Source organism: Jatrophihabitans telluris, from assembly GCF_023516435.1.
Taxonomy (GTDB): domain Bacteria; phylum Actinomycetota; class Actinomycetes; order Mycobacteriales; family Jatrophihabitantaceae; genus Jatrophihabitans_A; species Jatrophihabitans_A telluris.
In genome coordinates, this window is sequence record NZ_CP097332.1 from 1167114 (window position 1) to 1190342 (window position 23229).

The 23229-nt window shown below is 68.1% G+C and carries 20 protein-coding genes; 7 read left to right on the plus strand and 13 right to left on the minus strand.

Annotated elements, in window-relative coordinates:
• The 8 genes from M6D93_RS05575 to M6D93_RS05605 form a co-directional block, all read right to left on the minus strand.
• The gene (locus M6D93_RS05575) at positions 1–480 is read right to left on the minus strand and encodes a hydrogenase maturation protease (protein ID WP_249773373.1); all 480 of its coding nucleotides are present in this window, start codon (positions 478–480) and stop codon (positions 1–3) included.
• A gap of 1 nt (position 481) precedes the next feature.
• Complete coding sequence (locus M6D93_RS19335; RefSeq protein WP_283818642.1) at positions 482–610, minus strand: DUF6893 family small protein; 129 nt, start codon at positions 608–610, stop codon at positions 482–484.
• Positions 607–2016, minus strand: a complete 1410-nt coding sequence (locus tag M6D93_RS05580) for a hypothetical protein (RefSeq protein WP_249773374.1) — start codon at positions 2014–2016, stop codon at positions 607–609. Before M6D93_RS05580 ends, M6D93_RS19335 begins: the two co-directional genes overlap by 4 nt.
• A complete protein-coding gene (locus M6D93_RS05585) occupies positions 2013–2654 on the minus strand; it encodes a DUF6084 family protein (protein ID WP_249773375.1) in 642 nt (213 codons plus the stop codon). The genes M6D93_RS05580 and M6D93_RS05585 overlap by 4 nt, the downstream gene beginning before the upstream one ends.
• Complete coding sequence (locus M6D93_RS05590; RefSeq protein WP_249773376.1) at positions 2651–3316, minus strand: DUF5947 family protein; 666 nt, start codon at positions 3314–3316, stop codon at positions 2651–2653. The genes M6D93_RS05585 and M6D93_RS05590 overlap by 4 nt, the downstream gene beginning before the upstream one ends.
• The gene (locus M6D93_RS05595; protein WP_347343551.1) at positions 3313–4221 is read right to left on the minus strand and encodes a NifU family protein; all 909 of its coding nucleotides are present in this window, start codon (positions 4219–4221) and stop codon (positions 3313–3315) included. Before M6D93_RS05595 ends, M6D93_RS05590 begins: the two co-directional genes overlap by 4 nt.
• Before the next feature lie 29 nt (positions 4222–4250).
• Positions 4251–6026 carry a nickel-dependent hydrogenase large subunit gene (locus M6D93_RS05600; protein ID WP_249773378.1) on the minus strand — a complete coding sequence of 592 codons (1776 nt, stop codon included), beginning with the start codon at positions 6024–6026 and terminating at the stop codon, positions 4251–4253.
• Between the two features lie 83 nt (positions 6027–6109).
• Positions 6110–7165: an NADH-quinone oxidoreductase subunit B family protein gene (locus tag M6D93_RS05605; RefSeq protein WP_249773379.1), complete on the minus strand. Its 1056-nt coding sequence runs from the start codon at positions 7163–7165 to the stop codon at positions 6110–6112.
• Positions 7166–7430: 265 nt separating this feature from the next.
• Between M6D93_RS05605 and M6D93_RS05610 the strand changes: the two genes are divergently transcribed.
• Both M6D93_RS05610 and hypB read left to right on the plus strand, forming a co-directional pair.
• Complete coding sequence (locus M6D93_RS05610; protein ID WP_249773380.1) at positions 7431–7763, plus strand: hydrogenase maturation nickel metallochaperone HypA/HybF; 333 nt, start codon at positions 7431–7433, stop codon at positions 7761–7763.
• Entirely contained in the window at positions 7764–8633 is an 870-nt protein-coding gene (gene hypB / locus M6D93_RS05615; RefSeq protein ID WP_249773381.1) for a hydrogenase nickel incorporation protein HypB, read from the plus strand.
• On the opposite strand, the gene M6D93_RS05620 is transcribed toward hypB, so the two are convergent.
• Positions 8630–10129 (minus strand): GMC oxidoreductase, encoded by a 1500-nt coding sequence (locus M6D93_RS05620; RefSeq protein WP_249773382.1) that lies wholly within the window; start codon positions 10127–10129, stop codon positions 8630–8632. The two genes, hypB and M6D93_RS05620, sit on opposite strands and share 4 nt — an antisense overlap.
• Positions 10130–10230: 101 nt before the next feature.
• Here M6D93_RS05620 and M6D93_RS05625 point away from each other — a divergent pair, with 101 nt between their 5' ends.
• A complete protein-coding gene (locus M6D93_RS05625; protein ID WP_430667208.1) occupies positions 10231–12222 on the plus strand; it encodes a thioredoxin domain-containing protein in 1992 nt (663 codons plus the stop codon).
• Positions 12223–12232: 10 nt separating this feature from the next.
• Entirely contained in the window at positions 12233–13285 is a 1053-nt protein-coding gene (locus M6D93_RS05630) for a Gfo/Idh/MocA family oxidoreductase (RefSeq protein ID WP_249773384.1), read from the plus strand.
• 3 nt (positions 13286–13288) lie between these two features.
• Here M6D93_RS05630 and M6D93_RS05635 read toward each other — a convergent pair whose 3' ends face one another.
• Together M6D93_RS05635 and trhA are read right to left on the minus strand one after the other, a co-directional pair.
• On the minus strand, positions 13289–14431 hold the full coding sequence (locus M6D93_RS05635; protein ID WP_249773385.1) for a MinD/ParA family ATP-binding protein: 1143 nt from the start codon (positions 14429–14431) through the stop codon (positions 13289–13291).
• Positions 14432–14522: 91 nt separating this feature from the next.
• Entirely contained in the window at positions 14523–15146 is a 624-nt protein-coding gene (trhA, locus tag M6D93_RS05640) for a PAQR family membrane homeostasis protein TrhA (protein WP_430667217.1), read from the minus strand.
• Between the two features lie 179 nt (positions 15147–15325).
• Here trhA and M6D93_RS05645 point away from each other — a divergent pair, with 179 nt between their 5' ends.
• The 3 genes from M6D93_RS05645 (at position 15326) to M6D93_RS05655 (ending at position 18407) form a co-directional block, all read left to right on the plus strand.
• On the plus strand, positions 15326–16189 hold the full coding sequence (locus tag M6D93_RS05645) for a biotin--[acetyl-CoA-carboxylase] ligase (protein ID WP_249773387.1): 864 nt from the start codon (positions 15326–15328) through the stop codon (positions 16187–16189).
• 80 nt (positions 16190–16269) lie between these two features.
• The gene (locus M6D93_RS05650; RefSeq protein ID WP_249773388.1) at positions 16270–16857 is read left to right on the plus strand and encodes a PH domain-containing protein; all 588 of its coding nucleotides are present in this window, start codon (positions 16270–16272) and stop codon (positions 16855–16857) included.
• 173 nt (positions 16858–17030) lie between these two features.
• Positions 17031–18407: a S53 family peptidase gene (locus tag M6D93_RS05655; RefSeq protein ID WP_249773389.1), complete on the plus strand. Its 1377-nt coding sequence runs from the start codon at positions 17031–17033 to the stop codon at positions 18405–18407.
• A 170-nt stretch (positions 18408–18577) separates the two neighbouring features.
• Here the strand turns inward: M6D93_RS05655 and M6D93_RS05660 are convergent, their stop codons facing one another.
• Both M6D93_RS05660 and M6D93_RS05665 read right to left on the minus strand, forming a co-directional pair.
• Entirely contained in the window at positions 18578–21904 is a 3327-nt protein-coding gene (locus tag M6D93_RS05660; RefSeq protein WP_249773390.1) for a PKD domain-containing protein, read from the minus strand.
• A gap of 177 nt (positions 21905–22081) precedes the next feature.
• Positions 22082–23143, minus strand: coding sequence for a LacI family DNA-binding transcriptional regulator (locus M6D93_RS05665; RefSeq protein ID WP_249773391.1), 1062 nt, complete (start codon positions 23141–23143; stop codon positions 22082–22084).
• Positions 23144–23229: the final 86 nt, after the last annotated feature.

Genomic DNA, 23229 nt, shown 5'->3' on the forward strand with positions numbered 1-23229 from the left:
TCAGCTCGCCACCCGTTCACGGAGCAGAGTTCGTACGGCATCCATTGCGGTCGGGACCGCCGCGGCGACGGTATCGCTCAGTCCGATGCCCTCGCCGACGGTTTCCGGCCCGCACCCGACCACGTAGGTCGCCGGCACGGTGCCGCCCAATCTTCTGACCTCGGCCAGGACGGCGACCGGGGCCATGCCGTGCGGATCGAAACCGGTCGGCAGCACGGAGTCGGCCGAGTCCGAGCCCACGTCGAGCACGATCACCTGGCCCGCCGGCCCCGGGACAGCGAGCGCGTCGACGAGGACCAGGGCTCGATACCCCTCGAGCAGGTCATAGGCCAGGTGCAGACCGCGAATACCGTAGTCGATCACCGCTACGTCCGGCGGCAGTTCGTCCGCCTCGGCCAGACGGCGTACCACCTCGGGACCGAACCCGTCGTCACCGAGGAAGATGTTGCCGATTCCGGCGACCAGAACTCGATCGCTCATCTCAGATCGAGCGCATGGAGCGCATCTTCAGGTAGCGCTTGATATCGGGGATCGACTGCAAGCCCGCCACGACGGCGGCGGCGCCGACCGCCATGATCACGAGGCTGGTCAGCCTGCCCAGAGCTTTCATGATCGACTCTCCTCTCGGTTGTGCATCTCACCGGCCGCAGCCACTGGTTCCAGTTCGTCCGGGGCGAAGTAGAAGTAGCGGCCGTACCACTCGTGCAGCTCGATCGCGGGATCGTCCAGCAGCACCAACGCCACGTGGACGTCACCGTCCACGTCGCCGACCACCGCGTTGACCTGCGCCAACTGCCCAGCGAAGAACAGGTCTTGGGCGTCGGCCCGGCGGCTCGGGTGAACTCGGACGATGCTGCCCCGGCACACGCTGACCCCGTCGATGACAACGGCGTCGACCTCGGGTCGAACGGCCGCGTCGGCAGCCGGATCCCACCACGCGGCCTCGCCCGGATCGAAGCTGGGCGGCTCGGCGTTGCGCAGATCGCGGTGCCCGGCGCCGGTCGCGTCGTCCAGGGCGGGATCACGCAGCATGCCGTGCAGATTCTGCAGTTCTTCCGGCGGCAATCGGTCGCAGCGGTCGATGATGGCGCGGGCCAGCGGATCGGTCGCACACGCTTCGGCCTTCTCCTGATCGGTCATCGTCATGACCCTCAGAGTGAGGATCTCGTCGATCTCGGTGGCGTCGAACAGGGCACCCGGGCTCTGCTCGGCGATCTGCGGGTAGTCGTAGAGGATGATCGGCGCGCCCAGGAGCAGATCGTCGTCACCCGGGTCCCCGGCCAGGACGGGGAAGCAACGATGCTGGCGGCACCGCTCGGCGGGGGCCGCCGCCTCGGCCGGCGGCTCCAGCAGCGAGATGAACCCGGCGTCCTCGGCCTCGATCAGCAGATGTGCCCCGAGCAGCGAGGCCCGAACGGCTTCGTCCTTGTCCTCGGCCTGAACCGGACACTCGTTGGTCACCGCAACACTCAGCCGGTAGTAGCCGTCCTGCACGTCGGACCGGACTCGCACCCTGGCCGTGAGCGGCCACCGGGTGCGCACGATCCGCCCCACCGTTCGGGCGGCCTCGTCGGTCAGTTCTTCCTCGTCCGCGCCGCCGGGGATCTCCAGTAGATGTTCGGCGCCGTCGCTGAAGTCGAAGTCCGGAAGCGTGAGGGCCTGCTCGACGGCCTCGTCCCAGCTCAACACCCGAAGGCCGTCGATCTGGACTTCGTCGGCTGACTCGTAACGGCCGTGCGGGCCGATGCGCTCGACGAGCCGGCGCTGAAGCTGCAGAAACCGCAGCTGGATCCTCACGCGCGCGCCCGGTGATCTCGGGCGCAGCAGACATTGCAGCGACATGTCCGGCGGCTCGCCGAAGCTGCTGCCGGACGCGTGTGGCGGACCGAGCACGCCGAACTGCCAGCGCGACTGGTTCTTGGCGGAACTGGCCCGGTACGGGTAAAGCAGGTAGCCCTCGTACATGACGGCATCGGCGATCTCGCGCACGCGCTGTCGGCGGGCTGTGGTGCTCACGAGAGGACCTCGCGCTGGACGGACAACAAGCTGGCCACGGTCTCGTCCCAACTCAGCAGCCCGCGGCGGGCGCGGAACTCGGCCAGGGCATCGATGAGGTCCTGTTCCAAGCGAATCCAGCCGGAGTTCGGGAAGTAGGAGGTCATCATCTGTTGCCATACCGACACGGGCAGGTCGTAACGCGCCTCGCAGTCCCACGGGACCTGCGCCACCCCGAATCCACCGTCGCCGCGGGTGAAGACAGTGCCGGAGAACAGCAGCGCGAGCGGTACGGTTCCGGCGCCGAGCGCATGCAGGTAGCGCGCGGCCACGACGTCGAAGTCGTACGTGCAGGGCAGCACCAGCTCGGCGTCCGTGGCTGAGGAGAAGCCTTGGACGGTGGTGTTGCATTGCATCCACAGGAAGGGCTTGAGGGTGTCTGCCCAGCGCTCGTGGCCACCGAACAGGCTGCTCAGCTTGTCGTGCTCACCGGGGTCGTAGCGGCGGCGCTGCGGTTCGATGCGGACCTGACACCGCAGCACCATCGCATGAACCCGCTGCCCGCTGCTGTCGGTGATACGCAGCCGGGCCGTCAGCTGGGGCGCGGCCGCATAGGGTTCGGCAACGATGTCGAGCACATCGAAGGTGTAGGTACTCATGGTGCGATCGGTACTGGGGCGGGCCGGCTCCGCGAGTCGACCATGGCGAAGAACTCCGAGATCGCCTCGTGCGCCTGCTGACCGCCGTCGAAGCCGCGCCACAGCAGGCGCAGCCGGCCGACGAGTTCGTAGCAGGCATCGATGGGAACCAGATGGCACGACACCGTCGGGCTGTCCGCGCGTCGGAGCAGCAGGGCCTCGACGTCCGGGCGCAGTTCGGCCAGCCCCGGATTGGCGTGCACGATTCGGTCCCACGCGGTCAGGGGCAGCTCCGACTCGGTGGCGCCGGCCGGGCTCGGGTAGAACGCGATCGTGCGATCCTGGACGGAGTTGCGGAACAAGAAGGCCAGACCGACCGGGATCTGCAACTCGTCCCAGGCGCCGGTGTCGAGCGTGAACTCGTTGAAGGACAGGTACCGATCAGGGACCGCCCGGTAGTGCAGGTGGGCACGCTCGTCGGTGAACAGCAGGTAGCAGGCGCGGCAGGTACACAGCAAGGCGCGGCTGTCGAGGTTGACCACGTGGGGATGTCCGTCGGTGATTGTCGTGGCGCACATCTCGCAGCGTTCACCCAGCGGCAGCGGTGGCCGCGAGCGGGTGACCCGTCGCAGTGCGGCCAGTGGTGTACCGGTCGGCGAGGCCGACGTTCCGTTGGAGATCATGCCGTCGCGGCCGTGGGAATCGCGATGGAGACAGACACGCCGTCGGACAGCAGCGGTAGCGGGTCCAGGTGCAGGCTCTGGTTCCCGTCGTCGATGCACGCACCGGCACGCCGAACGGCGTAGTGACTGCGACACGTCGGGCAGGTCAGGACGGCCTCGTCGGCCGCGCCGCCCAGCTGGCGGGCCAGCACCGCACCGGTCATCGGCTGACGGCACCGGGCGCACCGGTCACCGAAGGCGAACAGGCCGGTCCCGACTCGGCTGACGACGATCGGCAGTCCGCCGACGGTCACATGGGCGACCCCGCCGGCCGGCAGGCTCATCAGCGCCGGGACGTCCTGCCAGCCCGCCTCGGCCGGCTCGTCACGCGGAGCCACCCGCGAGAACAGTGACGTCAGCGGGATCACGCCACCGGTGGATGGTGCCGGTGCGGACGTCTCGACCTCGATCGTGGTGATCTCCGGGGCGGCCGCGTCGATCGCCGATTCGACCGCCAGCTTCAGGGTGACCGACGAGGACGGGCAGCCGTCACAGCTGCCCAGCAGGCGCAGCCTCGCCACCCCGTCATCGGTGATCTCGACCAGTTCCACATCGCCGCCGTGCGAGCCGAGGTAGGGCCGAACGCTGTCGAGTGCTGCATAGACCCGTTCCTCGACCCCGTACGGGTGCAGGCCGTGCACGAGCAGCAGGCTGGCCACCAGCTCGTCCTCAGCCAGCTCCCGCAGCGTGTCCTCGTCCAGATGCCCGCGTTGGTGCATGATGTCGAGCAGTCGTTCCAGACCTGCGCCGTAGAGGTCGGCAACCAGCCGCAGCAGTTCTTCAGCGCGCTCCCGGGCCACGACACCGCCACTCGAACTCGCCTCGAGCAGCCGGTCGATGCGATCGCCGACCTCCCGCCAATCCATCCCGGGCGGACCGATCGCCTCCGCCTGGCTCACCCGGCACCGGCTGATTGTGTCGGTGAGTGCAGCAGTTCCAGCTTCTTGCCCTCGCCCAGGTACATGTGCACCCCGCAGGGCAGGCAGGGATCGAAGCTACGGACCGTACGCATGATGTCGATGCCCTTGAAGTGTTCCCGATCGTTCTCCTCGAAGATGGGCTGACCCTGGACCGCGTCCTCGTACGGGCCGGGGGTGCCGTAGCTGTCGCGGGGATTGGCGTTCCACGGCGTGGGCGGGTACGGGTGGTAGTTGGCGATCTTGCCGTCCCGGATGACCATGTGGTGCGACAGGACGCCACGGACGGCCTCGGTGAATCCGCAGCCGATCCCCTCCTGCGGTACCTCGAACTTCTCCCACGTCTTCGTGCGCCCAGCTCGGATCTCGACCAAGGCCTTTTCGGCGAAGTGCAATGCGGCCGCGGCGGCGTAGGCCTGGAAGTAGGTGCGGGCGCGGTTGCGCTCCAGGGTGTTGCTCCACTGCGGCACTTTCCACTCGAACTCGACCGGACCCTTGAGGGCGGTCTTGGGCAGGTTGATCTTCACGCTGCTGCCGGTGGACTGGACGTAGCCGATGTCGACCAGTCCGGCCAGCGCGGTGGCCCACAGCCTGGCCAGCGGGCCGCCGCCGGTGTCCAGGGCCAGATAGTCCTTGCCGTCGTACCAGCGAGGTGACATCACCCAGCTGTACTTGTGGTCGAGATCGCGCTTCTGCGGCTTGGGATTGGTGTGCTGGTTCCACGGGTGGCGGCGGTCGACAGGATTGCCCAGCGGATCGCGGGCGACGAAGATCTCCTGGTCCTCCCAGTCGTCGTAGTAGGAGGAGCCGAGCAGAATCCGGATGCCGAGGTTTATCTCGACCAGGTCGGCCGTGACGAGCTTGCCGTCGACGACGATGCCGGGGGTGACGTACATCTTGCGTCCCCAGTCGGTCATGTCGCGGTACTCGAAGTTGCAATGGTCCGGATCCTGGAACGATCCCCAGCAGGCCAGCAGGATGCGGCGGTTGCCGACCATCTCATAACCCGGCAGCGCCTCGTAGAAGAAGTCGAACAGGTCGTCGTGCATCGGGACGACCTTCTTCATGAACTCGATGTAGCGCATCAGCCGGGTCATGTAGTCGGTCATCAGCTGGATCGTCGCGACCGTGCCGACACCGCCGGGGTAGAGGGTGGACGGGTGGACGTGACGCCCCTCCATCAGGCAGAACATCTCGCGGGTCATCCGGCTGACCTGCAGGGCTTCCCGGTAGAACTCGCCGGTGAAGGGGTTCAGCGACCGCATGATGTCGCCGATGGTTCGGTAGCCGTGCGCTTGCGCGTGGGGTGCCTCGGTACGGTTGGCCATCTCCAGCACGCCCGGATTGGTCTCGCTGACCATCTTCTCGCAGTAGTCGACGCCGACCAGGTTCTCCTGGAAGATGTTGTGGTCGAACATGTATTCCGCGGCTTCGCCGAGGTTGACGATCCACTCGCCGAGCGCGGGAGGTTTCACGCCGTAGGCCATGTTCTGCGTGTAGCAGGAGCACGTGGCGTGGTTGTCCCCGCAGATTCCACAGATCCGGCTGGTGATGAAGTGCGCGTCGCGGGGGTCCTTGCCCTTCATGAAGATCGAGTAGCCACGGAAGATCGAGCTCGTGCTGTGACATTCGACGACGTGACGTTGCTTGAAGTCGATCTTGGTGTAGATGCCGAGACTGCCGACGATTCGGGTGATCGGGTCCCAGGACATGTCCACCAGGTCGGTGGCTTCGTGCGTGGTGGTGGCGGTCATTGGCCGACTCATTCCGTGTGCCGTGGGGAGAGAAGTTATCGATGATCAGCAGCCGATCGGATACTGGTCCGACGGCGTCGCGCCTACCAGGTTCGTGTGGCGCCCGTGGTCAGTCGCCGTCCGGGCTTTCGCCACTTGGGTTCCTGCTCGATGGTGTGGGTCGTGACTTGACGCAGTCGACGGACCGCACTGCCGTACACGCCGACCACGTTCGTGGACAACTTCCCGCCGGGGGGCTCGTCCATGAACGGCATGAACTTGTCCGGGAACCCAGGCATCGTGCAGCCGATGCAGATGCCACCGACGTTCGGGCAGCCGCCCATGCCGTTCATCCAGCCCCGCTTGGGGACGTTGCACTTCACGACCGGTCCCCAGCAACCGAGCTTGACGATGCATTTGGTCGACCCGTATTCGCTGTCGAAATCGCCCTGCTCGTAGTACCCGGCGCGGTCGCAGCCCTCGTGCACGGTGCGCCCGAACAGCCATGTCGGCCGAAGGGACTCGTCCAACGGGATCATGGGCGCCTGGCCGGTTGCCATGTACAGCAGGTACGTCAGGGTCTCGGACATGTTGTCGGGTTGCACCGGGCAGCCCGGCACGCAGACGATCGGGATGCCGGCCTTGGACTTCCACTCCCACCCGAGGTAGTCGGGCACCCCCATGGCGCCGGTCGGATTACCGGCCATCGCGTGAATGCCGCCGTAGGTGGCGCAGGTCCCGACCGCCACGACCGCGGTCGCCTTCGGGGCCAGCCGGTCCAGCCATTCGCTCGTGGTTATCGGCTGGCCGGTGGCCGGGTTGTTGCCGAAGCCGCACCAGTAGCCCTCGTCGTGCAACTGTTCGTTGGGGATCGAACCCTCCACCACCAGGACGAAGGGTTCGAGTTCGCCTCGATCGGCCTTGAAAAACCATTCCAAGAAGTCGTCCGCGCCGCCGTTCGGGCCGCACTCGAAATCGATCAATGGCCAGTGCACCGCGATTTTCGGCAGTCCGGGCAGGGCCCCGAGCGCGATCTCCTCGATGCTGGGTTGGGTTGCCGCGGTCAGGGACACCGAGTCCCCGTCGCAGCTCAGCCCGGCGTTGATCCACAGCACGTGGATGAGGGTGTCCTCGGCCTTCTTGGCTTGTTCGGTGAGCATCGCGGCCGCCCTTCGATTCGATGAGGTCCGGACGTCTCCGTTCGCGCAGCGCCCAGCGGACGCGGTGATGCCAACGGACCGTGATCCGACGATAGATCCCTCTCGACGCCGGTGCGCGGGTCTCTTCTGCGGCAATTACCGAATCCCGGATTTCGCGATTTTTGCCCTACGAACCCTGTCGATTCCCGGCCTAGGCTGGCACCTGCCCGGGCCGGTGGCGGGTGTCGTCCGGGCCGGTCTGTGCGGTGTGGGAGGCAGCCCGATCATGCACGAACTCGCGATTGCCGAGAGTGTGTTGTCCACGATCATCGACCGGGTCGGCGAGCGCAGGGTGCACAGCGTCCGGCTCGAGATCGGGCAGCTGTCCGGTGTGTCGGCCGAGGCGCTGCGCTTCTGTTTCGAACTGGCGAGCGTGGGCACCGGGCTGGAGCAGGCCCAGCTGGAGATCCTCGAGCCTCCGGGCCGCGGGCGCTGTCGCACCTGCCGGGAGGAGTTCACGGTGCAGGACCACATCCTGCTCTGCTCCTGCGGTAGTTCGGACGTCACGCTGATGACCGGAGACGAGTTGCGGGTCCTGTCCGTGGAGGTGATTCGCTAGATGTGCGTGACCTGCGGCTGCGGCAACGACCAGAACACTCGGCTGATCGAGGTCGGCCGGCCGCACAGCCACGGCCACAGCCACAGCCACAGCCATGACCATGACCATGACCATGACCATGACCATGACGGTCACGTCTTCGCCACCGGGCATGAGTACTTGGCCACCGTTGCGACCACCGAGACCCTCGTGCTGGAGGAGCGGGTGCTGGCCAAGAACGATGCTCTGGCTGAAGCGAACCGCCGCTGGCTGCACAGTCGTCACGCGATGGCGGTCAATCTGATGAGTTCTCCCGGGTCGGGTAAGACGACCTTGCTGGAACGCACGATCCGTGAGCTCGGCAGCACGCTGACGATGTCGGTGATCGAAGGCGACCAGGAGACGACGTTCGACGCCGAACGAATCAGGGCCGCGGGTGCCCCGGTGCTGCAGATCAACACCGGTGCCGGGTGCCATCTCGACGCGGTCATGGTCGAAACGGCTTTGCGCACCCTCGACCCCGCACGGGGGATCGTGCTCATCGAGAACGTGGGCAATCTCGTCTGCCCGGCTCTGTTCGATCTGGGGGAGGATGTCCGGGTCGTCATCGTGTCAGTGACCGAGGGCGCGGACAAGCCACTGAAGTACCCGCACATCTTCGTGTCGGCGACGGTCGTGCTGTTGAACAAGGTCGACCTGCTGCCCTACGTGGATTTCGACGTGCAGTCCTTCGAACGCGACGTAGTCCGCCTCAACGCCAACGCCCCCGTGTTACCGGTTTCGGCCACCCGTGGCGACGGGCTCGCAGCCTGGTACACGTGGTTGAGCCGGCGCGCACCCGGCCGAGGTTCGGATCGGCCTCGATTCCGCGACGAATCCACGGCGACCTAGCCGGCCAGGTCGGACTCCGCGACGACCCGCAGCGCCTGGGCCGCGATCGTCAGCGCCGGATTCATCGCACCCGAAGACGGGAAGAACGACCCGTCGACGACCCAGAGGTTGTCCAGATCGTGCGCCTTGCACCAGGGATCGAGGACGCTGCGAGTCGGGTCGGTGCCGGCCACGGCGGTCCCGCACTGGTGGCTGTTCATGCTGATGTCGAAGGGCTGGGTGGCGACGAAGTTGTAACCGGCCTCGCGCAACATCCGTCGCGCACGCCGGTGCAGGATCGCGTGCTGCTTCATCCCGCGGGCCACCCGCGAGGTCCGGATGGTGCCGTCGGCGTCGAGGGTCACCCGGTTCCGAGGATCGGGCAGGTCCTCCGCCATGACGAGCCACTCCACGCTGCGGTGGGCGAGCTGGTCCAACACCGCGAGGGGCACCTTGGTCGCCCAGCTCTTCATCATGACGCCCTGCACCTTGCCGAGCAGTTGCAGGCTGCCGAGCGGGTGCCCGTCGCCTCCGTCCTCGTACCAGTCCGTCACGGCGAGGGTCTTCTGGAAGATCGCGTGATTGGGCTGGTCGAGGTCCACGGCGGCGATGTGGGCGTTGTTGTGCATCATGAAGTTTCGGCCGACGTAGCCTGAGGAGTTGGCCAGGCCGTCGGGATGTTCCGCGCTGCCTGACGCGAGCAGCAGGGCCGCGGAGTTGACCGAACCGGCGGACAGCACGAACCTGCGGCCGAGAACCCGGACGGGGCCCTCGGGCCCGTCGGCGAGGGCGGCGACGACGCGCTTGCTCGTGGACTCCAGGCGCCTGACCCGCAGGCCCGTGGCCAGCCGGGCGTGGCCCGTCGCGAGCGCGGGGTCGATTCCGCAGGTTTCGGCGTCGCTCTTGGCGCCCACCCGGCAGGGGAATCCGTCGCAGGTGCGGCAGCGCAGGCAAGACCCACCCTCGCGCAGGTCGATGCCCATCGACGTGCTCGACGGCCGGACTCCGACGTCGCGCAGCCGCTGGGCGAGCGCGGCTACGTATGGATCGTGCGGCACCGCGGGGTAGGGGTAGGGCGCGCTGCGCCAGGGTTCGGTCGGGTCCTCACCAGTGGTGCCGTGGACGCGGTACATCCGCTCGGCCGCGGCGTAGTGCTGCTCGAGGTCGGCGTAGCTGAACGGCCACGCGGGGGACCGGCCTTCCAGATGCTGGACCTCTTCGAAGTCCGACACCCGTAAGCGGGGCAGACTCGCACCGTAGACCTTGGTATTGCCGCCGACGACGTAGTGGACGCCGGGCCCGAAACTGTTGCCGTGCAGGTCGCGCCAGCTCTCCTTCGGCTTGTAGCGCTTGTGCACGAAGACCTCCCTGGGAAACCAGTTCTCCGGCTCGCGCGGCAACCGCTCGCCGCGCTCGAGGATGAGGACGTCGACCCCGCGCTCGGCCAGTGCTCGGGCCACCGTGCCGCCGCCCATCCCGGACCCCACGACGACGACTTCGGCGCTCACTGTCTCCACGGTGCCTCCTTGATCGATTGAATCTAGGCTGTGCGGCACTCCTGTATCACTCTCGTGTATCACGACGACCCCTCAGCGCCAGTCCTGAGACGGCGAGGATCATGGAGCGGGTGAACCGACTCGGCCGCGCGACAAGCCCGTATTTGCTGCAGCACCAGGACAATCCCGTCGACTGGTGGGAGTGGGGTGAGCAGGCCTTCGCCGAGGCTCGGCGCCGGGACGTCCCGATCCTGCTCTCCGTCGGGTATGCGGCCTGTCACTGGTGTCACGTGATGGCCCATGAATCCTTCGAGGACGATCAGGTGGCGGCTGTGCTGAACGCCGGCTTCGTGGCGATCAAGGTGGATCGTGAGGAGCGGCCGGACGTCGACGCCATCTACATGAGCGCCACGACTGCCCTGACCGGACACGGGGGCTGGCCGATGACCTGCGTGCTCACATCCTCCGGCGAGCCGTTCTTCGCGGGGACCTATCTGCCGAAGCCGAACTTCCTGCAGCTGCTCGGCGCCGTGACCGAGGCCTGGTCAGAGCGTCGCGAGGAGTTGCTCCAGGCCGGTTCCCGGATCGTCGGCGCCCTGCAGTCGGTGACGGCCCCGAGGTCACCTGCACCGCTGGCCGCTCCCGAACTCGACCAGGCCGAGTTCGTCCTGGCGCGGGAATTCGATTCCCAGCATGGCGGTTTGGGTTCGGCGCCCAAGTTTCCACCCTCGATGGTGCTGGAGTTCCTGCTGCGTCAACACGCTCGCACCGGTGAGCAGCGCCCGTTGGACATGGTGACCCAGACGTGCGACGCGATGGCCAGGGGCGGAATCTATGACCAGCTCGCGGGCGGTTTCGCGCGCTACTCGGTCGACGCGGAGTGGGTCGTGCCCCATTTCGAGAAGATGTTGTACGACAACGCCCAGCTGCTGCGCGTCTACCTTCACCTGTACCGGGCGACCGGATCGGCGCTGGCGCTGCGTGTCGTGGGCGAGACCGCTGATTTCCTGCTCGCCGATCTGGGCACCACCGAGGGCGGTTTCGCGTCCGCGCTCGATGCCGACACCGACGGCGTCGAAGGTCTCACCTACGTCTGGAACCCGGCTGAACTCGTCGCCGTGCTCGGCGCAGTCGACGGCGTCGAGGCGGCGGCCTGGTTCGGGGTTACCGACCGCGGCACGTTCGAGCACGGCCGGTCGACGTTGCAGCTGCCGAGCGATCCTGGCGATCCGGACCGATTCGCCACGATCCGTCGACGTCTGGCGCTCGCGCGCGAGGATCGCCCTCAGCCGGCACGCGACGACAAGGTCGTGACCGCCTGGAACGGACTCGCGATCGCCGGGCTGGCCGAGGCCGGTGCGCTGCTCAAGACCTCCCGTTACCTTCACGCGGCGCAGGCAGCCGCGGACTTCCTGCTGCGCGAGCACGTGGTCGACGGGCGGCTGCGCCGCTCGTCCCGAGCAGGAATCGTCGGTGCCGCCGCAGGGGTGGCGGAGGACTACGGTGATCTCGCCGAGGGCCTGCTGAGCCTGCACCAGGCCGACGGAACTGCGCGGTGGCTGCGCTCAGCGGGCGAGCTTCTCGACGTCGCGCTGCGCCATTTCGCCCACGACAACGGGGGATTCTTCGATACTGCCGATGATGCCGAGACTCTGTTCACGCGACCGGCGGACCCGTCGGACAATGCCGCCCCAGGGGGGCAGTCGGCGCTGGCGGGGGCGTTGCTGACCTACAGCGCGCTGACCGGATCCCTGCGCCACCGGCAAGCAGCCGACGCTGCCGTCGCCGCGGCGGGCGAGCTGGCGGTGAACCAGCCCCGGTTCGCCGGATGGACACTGGCGGTGGCCGAGGCGTCGCTGGCCGGCCCGCTGCAGGTGGCGGTCGTGGGCGGCGACGAGGGCGCGGCCGGCCTGATCGGCCTGGCGCGGGCGAGCACCTCACCCGGTCTGGTTCTGGTGCAGGGGGAGCCTGACGCACCCGGCATCCCGCTGCTGGCCGATCGGCCACGGCCCGAGGGCCGCTCGGCTGCCTACGTGTGCCGCGGGTTCGTCTGCGACCGGCCGGTCACCACCGAGGCAGAGCTGCACGCGCTGCTGAACTCACCGATGTCCTAGATTTGCGGGCATGACAACTCCCGTGCTGCGGGCCGGCGTCCTGGGCTTCGGCTTCGCCGGTCGTATCTTTCACGCTCCGTTCCTGCGCGCGGCCGGTTTCGAGGTGGCCGGGATCTCCACCGGCACGGCGGAGCGGATTGCCCAAGCACGGCAGGAGTACCCCGACGCCGACATCGTCTCGAGCGCTGCCGAGCTGATCGGGCGCGAGGACCTGGACCTCATCGTTGTCGCCACACCGAACTCCAGCCACGTCCCGCTCGGCATCGCGGCTCTGCGGGCTGGGCACGACGTCGTCGTGGACAAACCAGTGGCGGCCACGGTGGCCGACGCGCGCGAGCTGGTCGACGTGGCCGAGGAAACCGGCGCGATCCTGGCCACCTTCCAGAGCCGCCGGTTCGATTCGGATTTCACCACCGTCAGACAGGTCCTGCGTTCGGGCGAGTTGGGTGAGGTCTATCGCTTCGAATCACGCTACGAACGCTGGCGTCCCGACCTTCGGGAGAACTGGCGCGAGTCGGGTGACCCGGCCGAGGCGGGCGGTCTGCTCTATGACCTCGGGGCGCACCTGATCGACCAGTTCATCGCGCTGTTCGGGGTTCCGGACACCGTCTATGCCGAGTTGAGCGCGCGCCGGTCGGGTAGCGCGGTCGACGACGATGTGCTGCTCAACCTCAAGGCGGGTGGGATCTCAGGGCAGCTGTGGATGAGCGCGGTCGCCGCTGACGCCGGCCCCCGGTTCCGCATCCTCGGCAGTGCCGGCGCGTTCGTCAAGCACGGGATGGACCCGCAGGAGGACGCCCTGCTGGCGGGCCTTCGTCCGGGACAGGTCGGCGAAAGCTGGGGAATCGAGCCCGAGACGAGCTGGGGACGGATCGGCGCCGGGCAGCAGTGGCGGACCGTGCCGTCGCTACCGGGGGACTACACGGAGTTCTACCGGCAGTTGGCCAGGGCGATGGCTGGGGACGGCGAGGTCCCGGTCGACCCGCGAGATTCGGTGGACGGTTTACGGGTCATCGCCGCCGCGCAACGTTCGGCTGCCGCGGGCACGGTCGAACCGGTGTGAGTCCTACGGGCTGATTGAGCCATCAGCACTCGCCGGGTACAGATCGGCGGGCGAGGTCTCGTCGGGTTCGGGTGCCCGGCGGCGTCCCCGGGGCCGGTCGTGCGGAGACGGTGCCTGCGCGGCGCTGATCACGGCGGCCGCCACCTGGGTCCAGGCCCGACGGGATTCGGCCGAGAGCTCGGAGATGGGCAGCTTGCTTCCCTCGGCGATGACCGGGTCGGCCGGCACATGCACCACTCGCCCGATCCGGTCGGCGAACCAGCGTTCCTCCGCGGGGTCCAGCCTGGCCCCGGTCGGGGAGGTGACGACGAGAACGGCCTTGGCCACGAGGTGTTTGGTGGTCTCGCGCGAGTCCAGCATCCGCAGCATCGCCCGCGCCACCTCCAGATGCACGTTCGACGGAGCGGCCGGGATGATCAGGATGTCGGCGGAGTCCACCGTGTAGAGGAAGTTCGGCGCGGCGGCGTTGTTGCCGGTGTCGCAGACGACCACTCCGAACCTTCGCAGCAGCAGCTGGCGGACGACGTCACACTCGGCGTGCCCGATCTGGCGCATCGCGTTGCCGTCCTCGCTGGAGGCCAGCACCAGGTTTCCCTCGGGTTGGCGGCGCAGGTAGGAGGTCAGCACGCCGATCTCGGCGTCCGGTCGGGCAAGTTCCCCGGCGGCCGCGAGCAGATCGGTGACCGTGGTCGACGGGTCGGCGATCTCGGCCCGGCGACCGAGTGTTCCGCGCAGCTCGTTGACGTCCCAGACGACGACAGCCTCGCGGCGGTACTCGGCCAGGAGCGCGGACAGGATCAGGGCGGTCGGGGTCTTGCCGGCGCCGCCCTTCTCGTTGGCGACGACGATCGTCCGGCTACCGGGCAGCGTCGAGCGGATCTGCGCCACGCCGGCCCGGTGCAGTTCCTCCTCGGCGCCGGGTCCGAGCGTGATCAGCCCTCCCGTCAGCGAACGAAGCCCCGCGCGCCAGCCCCACTCGGCCGGCGCGGGTTTGCCCGCATCGGCCGGGTGGCGCGGGGTGTAGGTCCAGTCGGCGGCTCCGGCTGGATGCGGGTCGATCACGGGTGCGGGTGCTGCCGGCGGCGCGGCAAGATGCTGCTGCTGCGGCGGAATCGGGTACGTCATCGCTGCCTTCTCGATGGACACGGGACGTCCACAGATTACGGACATCGGCGCCGCTATGGGCCCGATCCTGCAGCAAACCCGCTCCGGTCGGACCCGGTCAAGGGAGCTCGGCTCAGCTGAAGACGGCGAGCCAGACCGCGATGTAATGGCAGATGGCCGCCACGAGTGTGCACAGGTGGAACACCTCGTGAAAACCGAACGTGCCGGGGTAGGGGTTGGGCCGCTTGAACGCGTAGGCCAGAGCGCCGATGGTGTAGACGATCCCGCCCACGGAGATGAGCACGAGGGTGGCCACGCCGAAGTGGTGAAGCAGGCTCGGCAGGACGAAGACGGCGACCCAGCCCAAGGCAATGTAAAGAGGGACGGACAGGATCCGCGGCGCGTCCGGCCACGCGCTCTGCAGCAGGACGCCGAACAGGGCACCGCTCCAGACCACCACCAGCACCGCGACCGAGGACGCCCGCGGCAGGGTGAGAGCAGCAAAAGGGGTGTAGGTGCCCGCGATGAACACGAAGATCATCGAGTGGTCCAGCCGCTTCATCACCGAGTGTCCGGTGGGTCCCCAGGGCAGGCGGTGGTAGAGCGCCGACGTGCCGAACAACAGGGTCACGGTCAGGGCGTAGACGGTGGTCGACCAGCCGGCGTTGCCGCCACGAAGGGCCGCGGTGACCACGACCAGGGTCAGGCCGGTGGCGATCGAGATCAGAGCGGCGTAGGCATGCAGCCAGCCGCGCATCCGCGGTTTGAAGACTGCCTGGACCTCGTGCAGCAACTCCGACGGCGAATGCTCTCCGGGCGCTGGAAAGCTCGTCATTCACCGAACCTACGCTTGCGTAGGTTTCTCGCCAAGCCGAAGTGCCGGTTTTGTGAACGGTCCGACAGAACGGTCTGACCGAGATGGGCCAGAATGCAGCCATGCCGAACCTGCGGGATCCCTTGGATGGCGGTCAACTCGGTGAGCTGGCGGGCCCGTCCTGGCGCCTTCGCACGGTCGGCGAGACGGGCTCCACCAATGCTGACGTGCTTGCGCTGGCCCAGGCAGGCGAGGCCGCCGGTCTGGTGCTGGTCGCCGAACTCCAGCACGCGGGGCGAGGCCGGCTCGATCGGGGCTGGCAATCACCACCCGGAGCGGGGCTGACCTTTTCCCTGTTGCTGCGCCCCCGACCCGATCGCCCACGCTGGGGTTGGCTTCCGTTGCTCGCCGGACTGGCGCTGGCCCGCGCGGTCGGCGACCAGGCCCGGCTGAAATGGCCGAACGACCTGCTGGTCATGCCGTCTGGGGGAAAGGCGGCCGGGATCCTTGTGCAATCGGCGTCCGAAACGGCGGCCATGCTGGCCGGTTCGCAAGCGGGCCGGCCGGCCGCGGTCGTGGGCATCGGCGTGAACGTCTCCACCCGCCGGGACGAACTGCCCGTGCCGACGGCGACCTCGCTCGACCTCGAAGGCGTCGAACTGGCCCGCAGACACTCCGGCCGGCAGGAACTGCTGCTGACCTTTCTCGACCAGTTCCGGCTGGTTTACACCACCTGGGAGGAGGCCGGTGGGGACGCCGAACGCAGCGGCGTGGCCGAGGACTACCGTGCCCGATCGGCGACCGTGAACACACTCGTGCGGGCCGAGCTCCCCGGCGAGACGATCGAAGGCACGGCCACCGGCATCGACAGCGACGGCCGGCTGCTGATCGGTGTGTCCGGCTCCGGGCGTTCGGGCGATTCGGCCGGTTCGATCAGGGCGATCGGCGCCGGTGACATCACCCATCTGCGAGCTCCTTCCCGCTAGTCTGGGCGAACCCGGATGGCCCGGGACATGACGAGGAAGCCGGGCTGGACATCGTCCGCCCCGGCGTCAGGAGCGCTCAGGTGGCCTACCCCGACAAGTTGCTGGCCGACGACGAGGAGATCGTCGAGCACCTGCATCCGCACTGGATAACGCTGGTGCCGGCGGTCGCTTCCTTCATCGTCATCTGTGCCGCGGCCGGCGTGGGGCTGGCCTTCCTGCCCGATGCCAACGCCCATCCCGGTGCTCACAAAGCGGTGCTGATCGCGGTCCTCGTGCTGGCGCTGTTGCTCCTGGTCTGGCTGGTGCTCATACCGGTGGTGCGGTGGCGTTCCACCCACTACGTCATCACCAGCCACCGGGTGCTGATCCGCCGCGGCGTGCTCAACCATGTCGGTCGTGACATCACCCTGGCCCGCATCAACGACGTGGCCTACGAACAGTCCATCTGGGACCGCGTCGTTCGCTCCGGTTCGCTCACGATCGAGTCTGCCGGCGAGCACGGCCAAGAGACCTTGGTCAACATCCCCCGTGCGAACGAGATCCAGCAGACGCTCAACCGACTCATCGAAGCCGACTCGATGCGCCGCTCTCGAGGGCAGTACCGGGGATCGGATACCGAGGTCGACGGCCGCGGTCGCGGTGGGTCGTTGCCCGACCAGGGGTACTGACTCGATCGAGGCCACGGGTTACACCTGAGTTTCCGCTCTTCCCTTCGAGTCCGAATTGGTAGTAACGTCCGGCCCGGTTCGTCACCGACGGTCGGTGACCCGGACAGCCGTCGGCGCGGACCACAAGTCCCGTGCCGTCGTAAGACGTTTCCATCAAAGGGAGAGCGCGCACGATGGTGGCACGAGCACAACGGTCCAAGATCCGCCTGATCGCCGGTTTCGGAGCGGTCGGCATCACGGCCGCCCTGCTGGCCGGCACGACGTCCGTGGCCGCGCAAGCGGCCGGCACCCCAGCCGTGGTTCACAAGGCGGTGACGGCCGGACAGAAGACCCCGGCCGTCGGAGTGCACCCTCACTACCGCCTGGCCGCACACTCGCATCAGGATCCCAGCACGCTTTTTAGCTGCCAGACGGCGTCGCCGGCCTACTGCTACGGCCCCGACCAGATCCGCAAGGCCTACGGCGTCGACGCGCTCGGCAAGGCGGGGCTCAGCGGCGCTGGTCGCACGATCGTCATCGTCGACGCGTTCTCCAGCCCGACGATCGAGGCTGACCTGGCCGCATTCGACCAGCACTTCGCCCTTGCGGCACCGCCGTCGTTCACGCAGGTCGCCCCGGACGGCCTGACCCCCTTCGACGGCTCCGACCTGCAGGTCGGCTGGTCCGGGGAGATCACCCTGGATGTCGAATGGGCGCACGCCATCGCCCCCAAGGCCAAGATCGTGCTCGTCCTCGCGAAGACGTCCAACGATCCCGACATCCTGTCGGCGACCAAGTACGCGGTCGATCACAACCTCGGCGACGTGATCTCCCAGAGCTTCGGAGAGGCCGAGCAGTGCGTGGACCCCGCGATCGAGTCGGCCCAGCACACGTTGTTCCAGAAGGCGACGCGGATGGGCATCACCTTGCTCGCGTCCTCCGGCGACCAGGGTGCCGCGCAGGCCGTGTGTGACCCGAACTCGACGGCCTACTTCAAGGCGGCGAGCAGCCCGGCGACCGATCCGAACGTCACCGCGGTCGGTGGGACGCTGCTCAACGCCGACGGCGTGACGGGTAAGTACATCAGCGAGACGACCTGGAACGAGCCCAGCTACCAGGCCGGCGGTGGTGGCGGATTCTCCACCATCTACGGCACGCCCCACTACCAGAAGTCGCTGCACCTGAAGTCACGCGGTGTCCCTGACATCAGCTACAACGCCGGAATCGACACGGGCGTGCTCGTGTACTGGGGCGTGCTCGGCGGCGACAACGCCGGCTTCTACATCTTCGGTGGCACCAGCGCCGGTTCGCCGCAGTGGGCCGGTCTGGTGGCTCTGGCGGATCAGTTGAACCACTGCCGGCTCGGCGCGATCAACGACTCGCTGTACAAGCTGGCCCTGTTCAAGTCGGTGTACCGCAACGAGTATCACGACATCACGACCGGGACGAACACCTTCTACGGCGACCAGACCATCCCCGGCTACTCCGCCGGACCCGGCTGGGACCCGGCCACCGGCCTGGGCACCCCGAAGGCCAATGTGCTCGTCCCCAGCTTGGCCGCGATCGGCTGACGCGGTTCGGCGAAGGACGAAGTTCCACCGATCAGCACGGAAATCCATGACGACTCACGCCTCGGCCCTCCGCCGGGGCGTGAGTCGTTTGGACCCGGTGCCTGGCGTGCTCCGGGCCCGGGATGTGGCGCTCCGCGGGCGCCGGCACCGGAACCGGCGCCCGCACTCGCTCAGGGCGTGGTGGCGGTGAAGCGGCTGATCGAGGCGACGATCGGGGGATTGGTCACCGAACCGGACAGGTAAGCCTGCACTCCGATCGAGCCGTGGGTCTGCAGCGGTGCAGCGGAATCGGTCGCCGTCCTGGCCCACGCTGCTGGTTCGGCCGTTGCATCAGCCCAGGCCTTGGCCTGGATGGTCGTCGGCGAGGTTGCGTTGACCTGCACCCGGAGGTCCAGCGCGGCCCCGGCCGTCACCGTGGCCACGGTCGTCTCCGCGGCCAGCACCGTTTCGGTCGAGGACGATCCGTCGTACTTCGAGAGCGAGAGCACCACGGCGCCGCTCGAGAGCACCCGGACCCGAGCCAGGTACTGCTCGGTCGCGCTGACGTAACGGCCGACGGCGTAGAAGTAGAGGCCACTGCCACCCGTGGGCAGCGTCGCCAGGGACACGGTTGTGCGCAGATCGACCGAGTCGGACGACACGGCGTTGAGCACCGCACCGGATCGCCCTGCTGCCGGAAGGGAAATCCTGCCTGCTCCGGGGGCTACCGACAGGTCGGCGGCGCCGGTCTGGGTCCAGTCGCCGCCGGAAGGTTCCGCGGTGCCGAAGCCGGACGCGACCGTCCGATCGAACTCGTCGTCGGCCAGGACGCTAACTCCGGCGGCCGGGCTGACCTGGTGGGTGACGCTGTTGCTCGCACCGGAATTGTCCGTGACCGTAAGGGTGATCGGGTACGTGCCCGCGGTGGCGTAGGTGTGGCCGGCGGTCGCGCCTGTCGCCACGGCGCCGTCGCCGAAGCTCCAGGCGTAGGTGGCGACCGTGCCGTCGGGGTCTGCGGAGGATGACGCGTCGGTGCTGCACGTCAGTGCCGTGCACGACGCGCCGAAGGCCGCCACCGGGGGCTGGTTGGTGACGACGACCGTCCCGGACCCGCTCGCGTAGTGGGTGGCCACCTGCGCCGGGGCCAACGCCGATCCGTAAGTCGCGACCGATCCGATCGTGCCCGGCAGATAGTTGCCGCCCGGCGCGGCGATCCAGCCGTTCAGGTTGTCCCCGCCGACGCGCCAGTAGCCCGGAAACGCGATGTCGTCGGTCATCGAACCGGCGGCGGCCAGGACGCCGTCGACGTACAGGCTCGCACTCGTCCCCGACAGCGTGGCGTCGACCAGGTGCCACAGGCCGTTGTTGTAGGACGCGCTGCTGCCGATCGTCTGCTTCACCGTGTTGTTCTGTACGCCGAAGTGCAGTCTGCCCGCGGTATCGAGGTAAAGCACCTTGTCGATCGCGGCGCTGTCGGTGTTGCGGAACAGGCCCTCGGACAGGATCGCGCCACCTGCGTTGGAGGTTGTCTTCACCCATGCCTCCAGGGTGAACGCGCCTGCCGGACTGGACTGACCCACCGTGCCCGCGGTGTCGTTGGGAACCGGGGACGGCGGTGGTCCCGGTTGGCCGGTGGGTGCCGGGGTGGTCTCGCCCCCGGCGAACGAGGCGGCCGAGGCACCGCTGCCGGCGATCGGACCGGGCGACCCGAGCGTCACCGCGCCGGTGATGCTCAGGTCCGAGTAGCCCACCCGGTCGGTCAGGGTCGTGCCCGCGGCCTCCGACAGCGGCCAGTAGTGGCTCGCTCCGTCGGAGGTGATGAGGTTCTGGTATTCGCCGTTCGCGGCTGAACCGACGGTGACCGAGCCGGATCCCGAGGTGATCGAGTTGCCGAAGGGATCGGTGACCGTGAGCTTGTAGCTGTGAGTGGATCCGAGGCTCAGGCCAGAGTCGAGGTAACCGAGATTGGGCCGGTTCCAGAAGGTGGAACCAACCGTCGTGCGAAAGATCGGGGTGGCGCCGTTGTCACGGTAGAGCGCGTAGGAAAGGCTGGTGTTGTCCATGTCCCACGTGGTCTGCCACGCGACTCGCGCGGTGCCTGAGGTCTGGGAGACCACGCTCGGAGTCAGGCTGGCGGCGGTGTTGGGCCCCACCTTGTTCGGCGCGATGGCCGAGACGGCGAAGCGGACGAGTCCTTGCTGGGCCACGCCGTTCACGGTCGGGAACTCGCCGCCGACCGAGACGAAACTGCTGTTGCCGGTCACCGACCAGGCTGCCTGGGACTGCCCGGTGTAGCTGCCCTGGGTCAGCGTGGGGTACCAGTCGAGCTGGCTTCCGGCGGGCTGGCCGGCGAAGTCGTGGTAGACCGGCCCGGGCCCGTTCCCGCCGGGGTAGATGGGATGGCGGGTGCTGGTGCCACTCGGGTTGATCGACTCGGCGTCGACGTAGTGCTTCGTGGCGCCGAAGACTCCGGCGGTGTCCTGGGAGAAGGAACCGAGGTCGGAGCAGTCGTGTTCGTGGCTGGCGCTGTAGAGCACCGGCCCGATCGGGTAGACGCTGTAGGAATCGCCGTGGCAGTTGTTCATCCAGACGATCTGGCCGGTGGCCGGGTTTGCGGCGAACCGGCCCTCGAAGTTCCCGCCGGTGGTGAAGAACCATCCGGCGCCGTAGACAAGATTGGCGTCGGCGGCCAGCGTCGAGATTGTGGCCGAGTTCCCGCTGTCCTGGATCACCGTGTTGGCGGCCCACGGCTGGGCGGCACCGGTCGTGGCGTTGACCGCGCCCATGCCGACCGCGCTGATACCGGCGAGCGTGTTGAAGAATCCACCGAGCACGAGCCGGGTCTGGTCCCCGGTGAGCGTCATCGCGTTGACCGTGCTGTCGGCGCCCGGGTTGAAGGTGGTGAGGCCGCCGGTGGCGGTATAGGCGGCCACCCGGGCGCGGGCGTTGCCGTCGGCGGTGGTGAAGCTCCCCCCGGCGTAGACGGTGCTGTTGGTCGCGGCCAGGGCCATGACCGGGTTGTTGAGGGAGGCATTGAAGGTGCTCACCAGGGAACCCGTCGCCGTGTCGAACGCGGCGATCCGATTGTGGGTGGCGCCGTCGACGCTGGTGAAACTGCCACCGACGTAGACGCGTGAACCGTCCGGCGAGGCGGCGATCGATCTGCCCTGGGCGTTCAGGGTGTGCACGAAGCTCGTATTGAGCAGCCCCGTTCTGATGTCGTAGGCCAGCAGGTTGGAGCGGGTGACCGACCCCGCGCCTCCGAGGGCGACGCCGGCCGGACGCGCCGCGCTGAAGCTGCCGGTGACATAGACGGTATTGCCGACGGTGACCTGCGCCCAGACGACGCCGTTGATCTGGACGGTCGGCAGCCGGTCGGCACTGACCGTGGCCGGTTGGGTGACGGGTGGAGCGGTGTCGGCCTCGGCGCGGTTGCCCGGCGCCAGCGCGAGGGAGGTGGCCGCCAGCGCGAGGCACACCAGTCCGCCGAGCCGGCCGCGAAGGCGCGCAGCATCCACCGACGAACTGAACATGTGAGCCCCCGCAGCACTTGTTCCGGCGCGTCCCCGTGAGCGCCGATGGGGGGAAACTAAAGGGCTTACAAGTCGAGCCTCAGCGGTCTGTGACGGAGGTCACCGGCGGCGCTGGGCCGCACATCGGGCGATGTCGGTACACACCCTCCCCGAAGGGCGCGCTCAGCCCGAGGCTTTGCTGTCCGCCGCGGTCACGTCCCCGACGGCGGTCGATTCACGCAGGACGAGAGTGCAATCCACGGTGACGGGCTCGACGTCACGGCCCTCGATCCGGGCAAGCAGAACCTCGATGAGCGCAGCGGCGAGCCGGTCGAACGGAATGCGGGCCGTGGTCAGCTGCGGACGCGCTTGGCGGGCCAGTACCGAATCGTCGAACCCGGCCAGTGCGATGTCCTGCGGCACTCGGCGGCCGGCACGGTCCAACACGGCAAGGGCTCCGCTGGCCAACAGGTCGGAGGCGGCGAACACCGCGTCGAGCTCCGGCGTCTGGTCCAGGAGCTGACGCATGGCCCGCTCGCCCTCCACCCAGGAGTAGTTGTCCGTGAGGGCCTCGTGCGCGGTGATGCCGGCGGCAGCGGTCTGTTCGTCGAAGGCGGCTCGAAAGCCCAGCAGTCGCTTGCGGCCGCCACCGGTGTCCTGCGGTCCGGCGATGATGCCGATGTGCCGCCGCCCGGTGCTGATCAGGTGCCGGGTCAGTTGCCGGGCCGCGCTCTGATCGCGAACGGTGACGTAGGGCAGTTTTCTCCCGTCGCCGAAGGGGGCTCCGAAGACGACCACCGGAGCGGTGGGTTGAGCGTCGAGCAACATCCGGTAGATCGGGTCGTTGCCGTGCGTCGAGGTCAGGATGATGCCGTCGAGCAGCCCGCTACGGAGCTGGCCGACGACCGATCGCCGGGAACGGTCGTCGTCGGCCAAGGTCAGGTAAAGGGTCTGCTCGTGCTCGGGCAGCACGGCGTTGAGCTCGCGGACGAGCGTGCTCGTGGTGGGGTCTTCGAAGAGGCGCTCCTGTGCTTCGGCGACTACGAGGGCGATCGCGCCCGAGCGCCGGGTGTTCAGGCTCCGGGCGCTGTGACTCGGGACATAGCGGATCCGCTCCATGGCGGCCCGGACCGCCTCGGCCACCTCAGGTTTGACGAGTACAGCTCCGTTGAGCACGCGCGACACGGTGGAACGGGACACGCCCGCCTCGGCAGCCACGTCACGAATCGTGGGTGGCTTGGGCATTGCCCGATTCTGCCTCATCCGCTCGCGGTGGTAGTCTGGGACCGGTCCCACCGTAGGGAGCCTTCCCGGAGTCTCCCGGAGTCGGT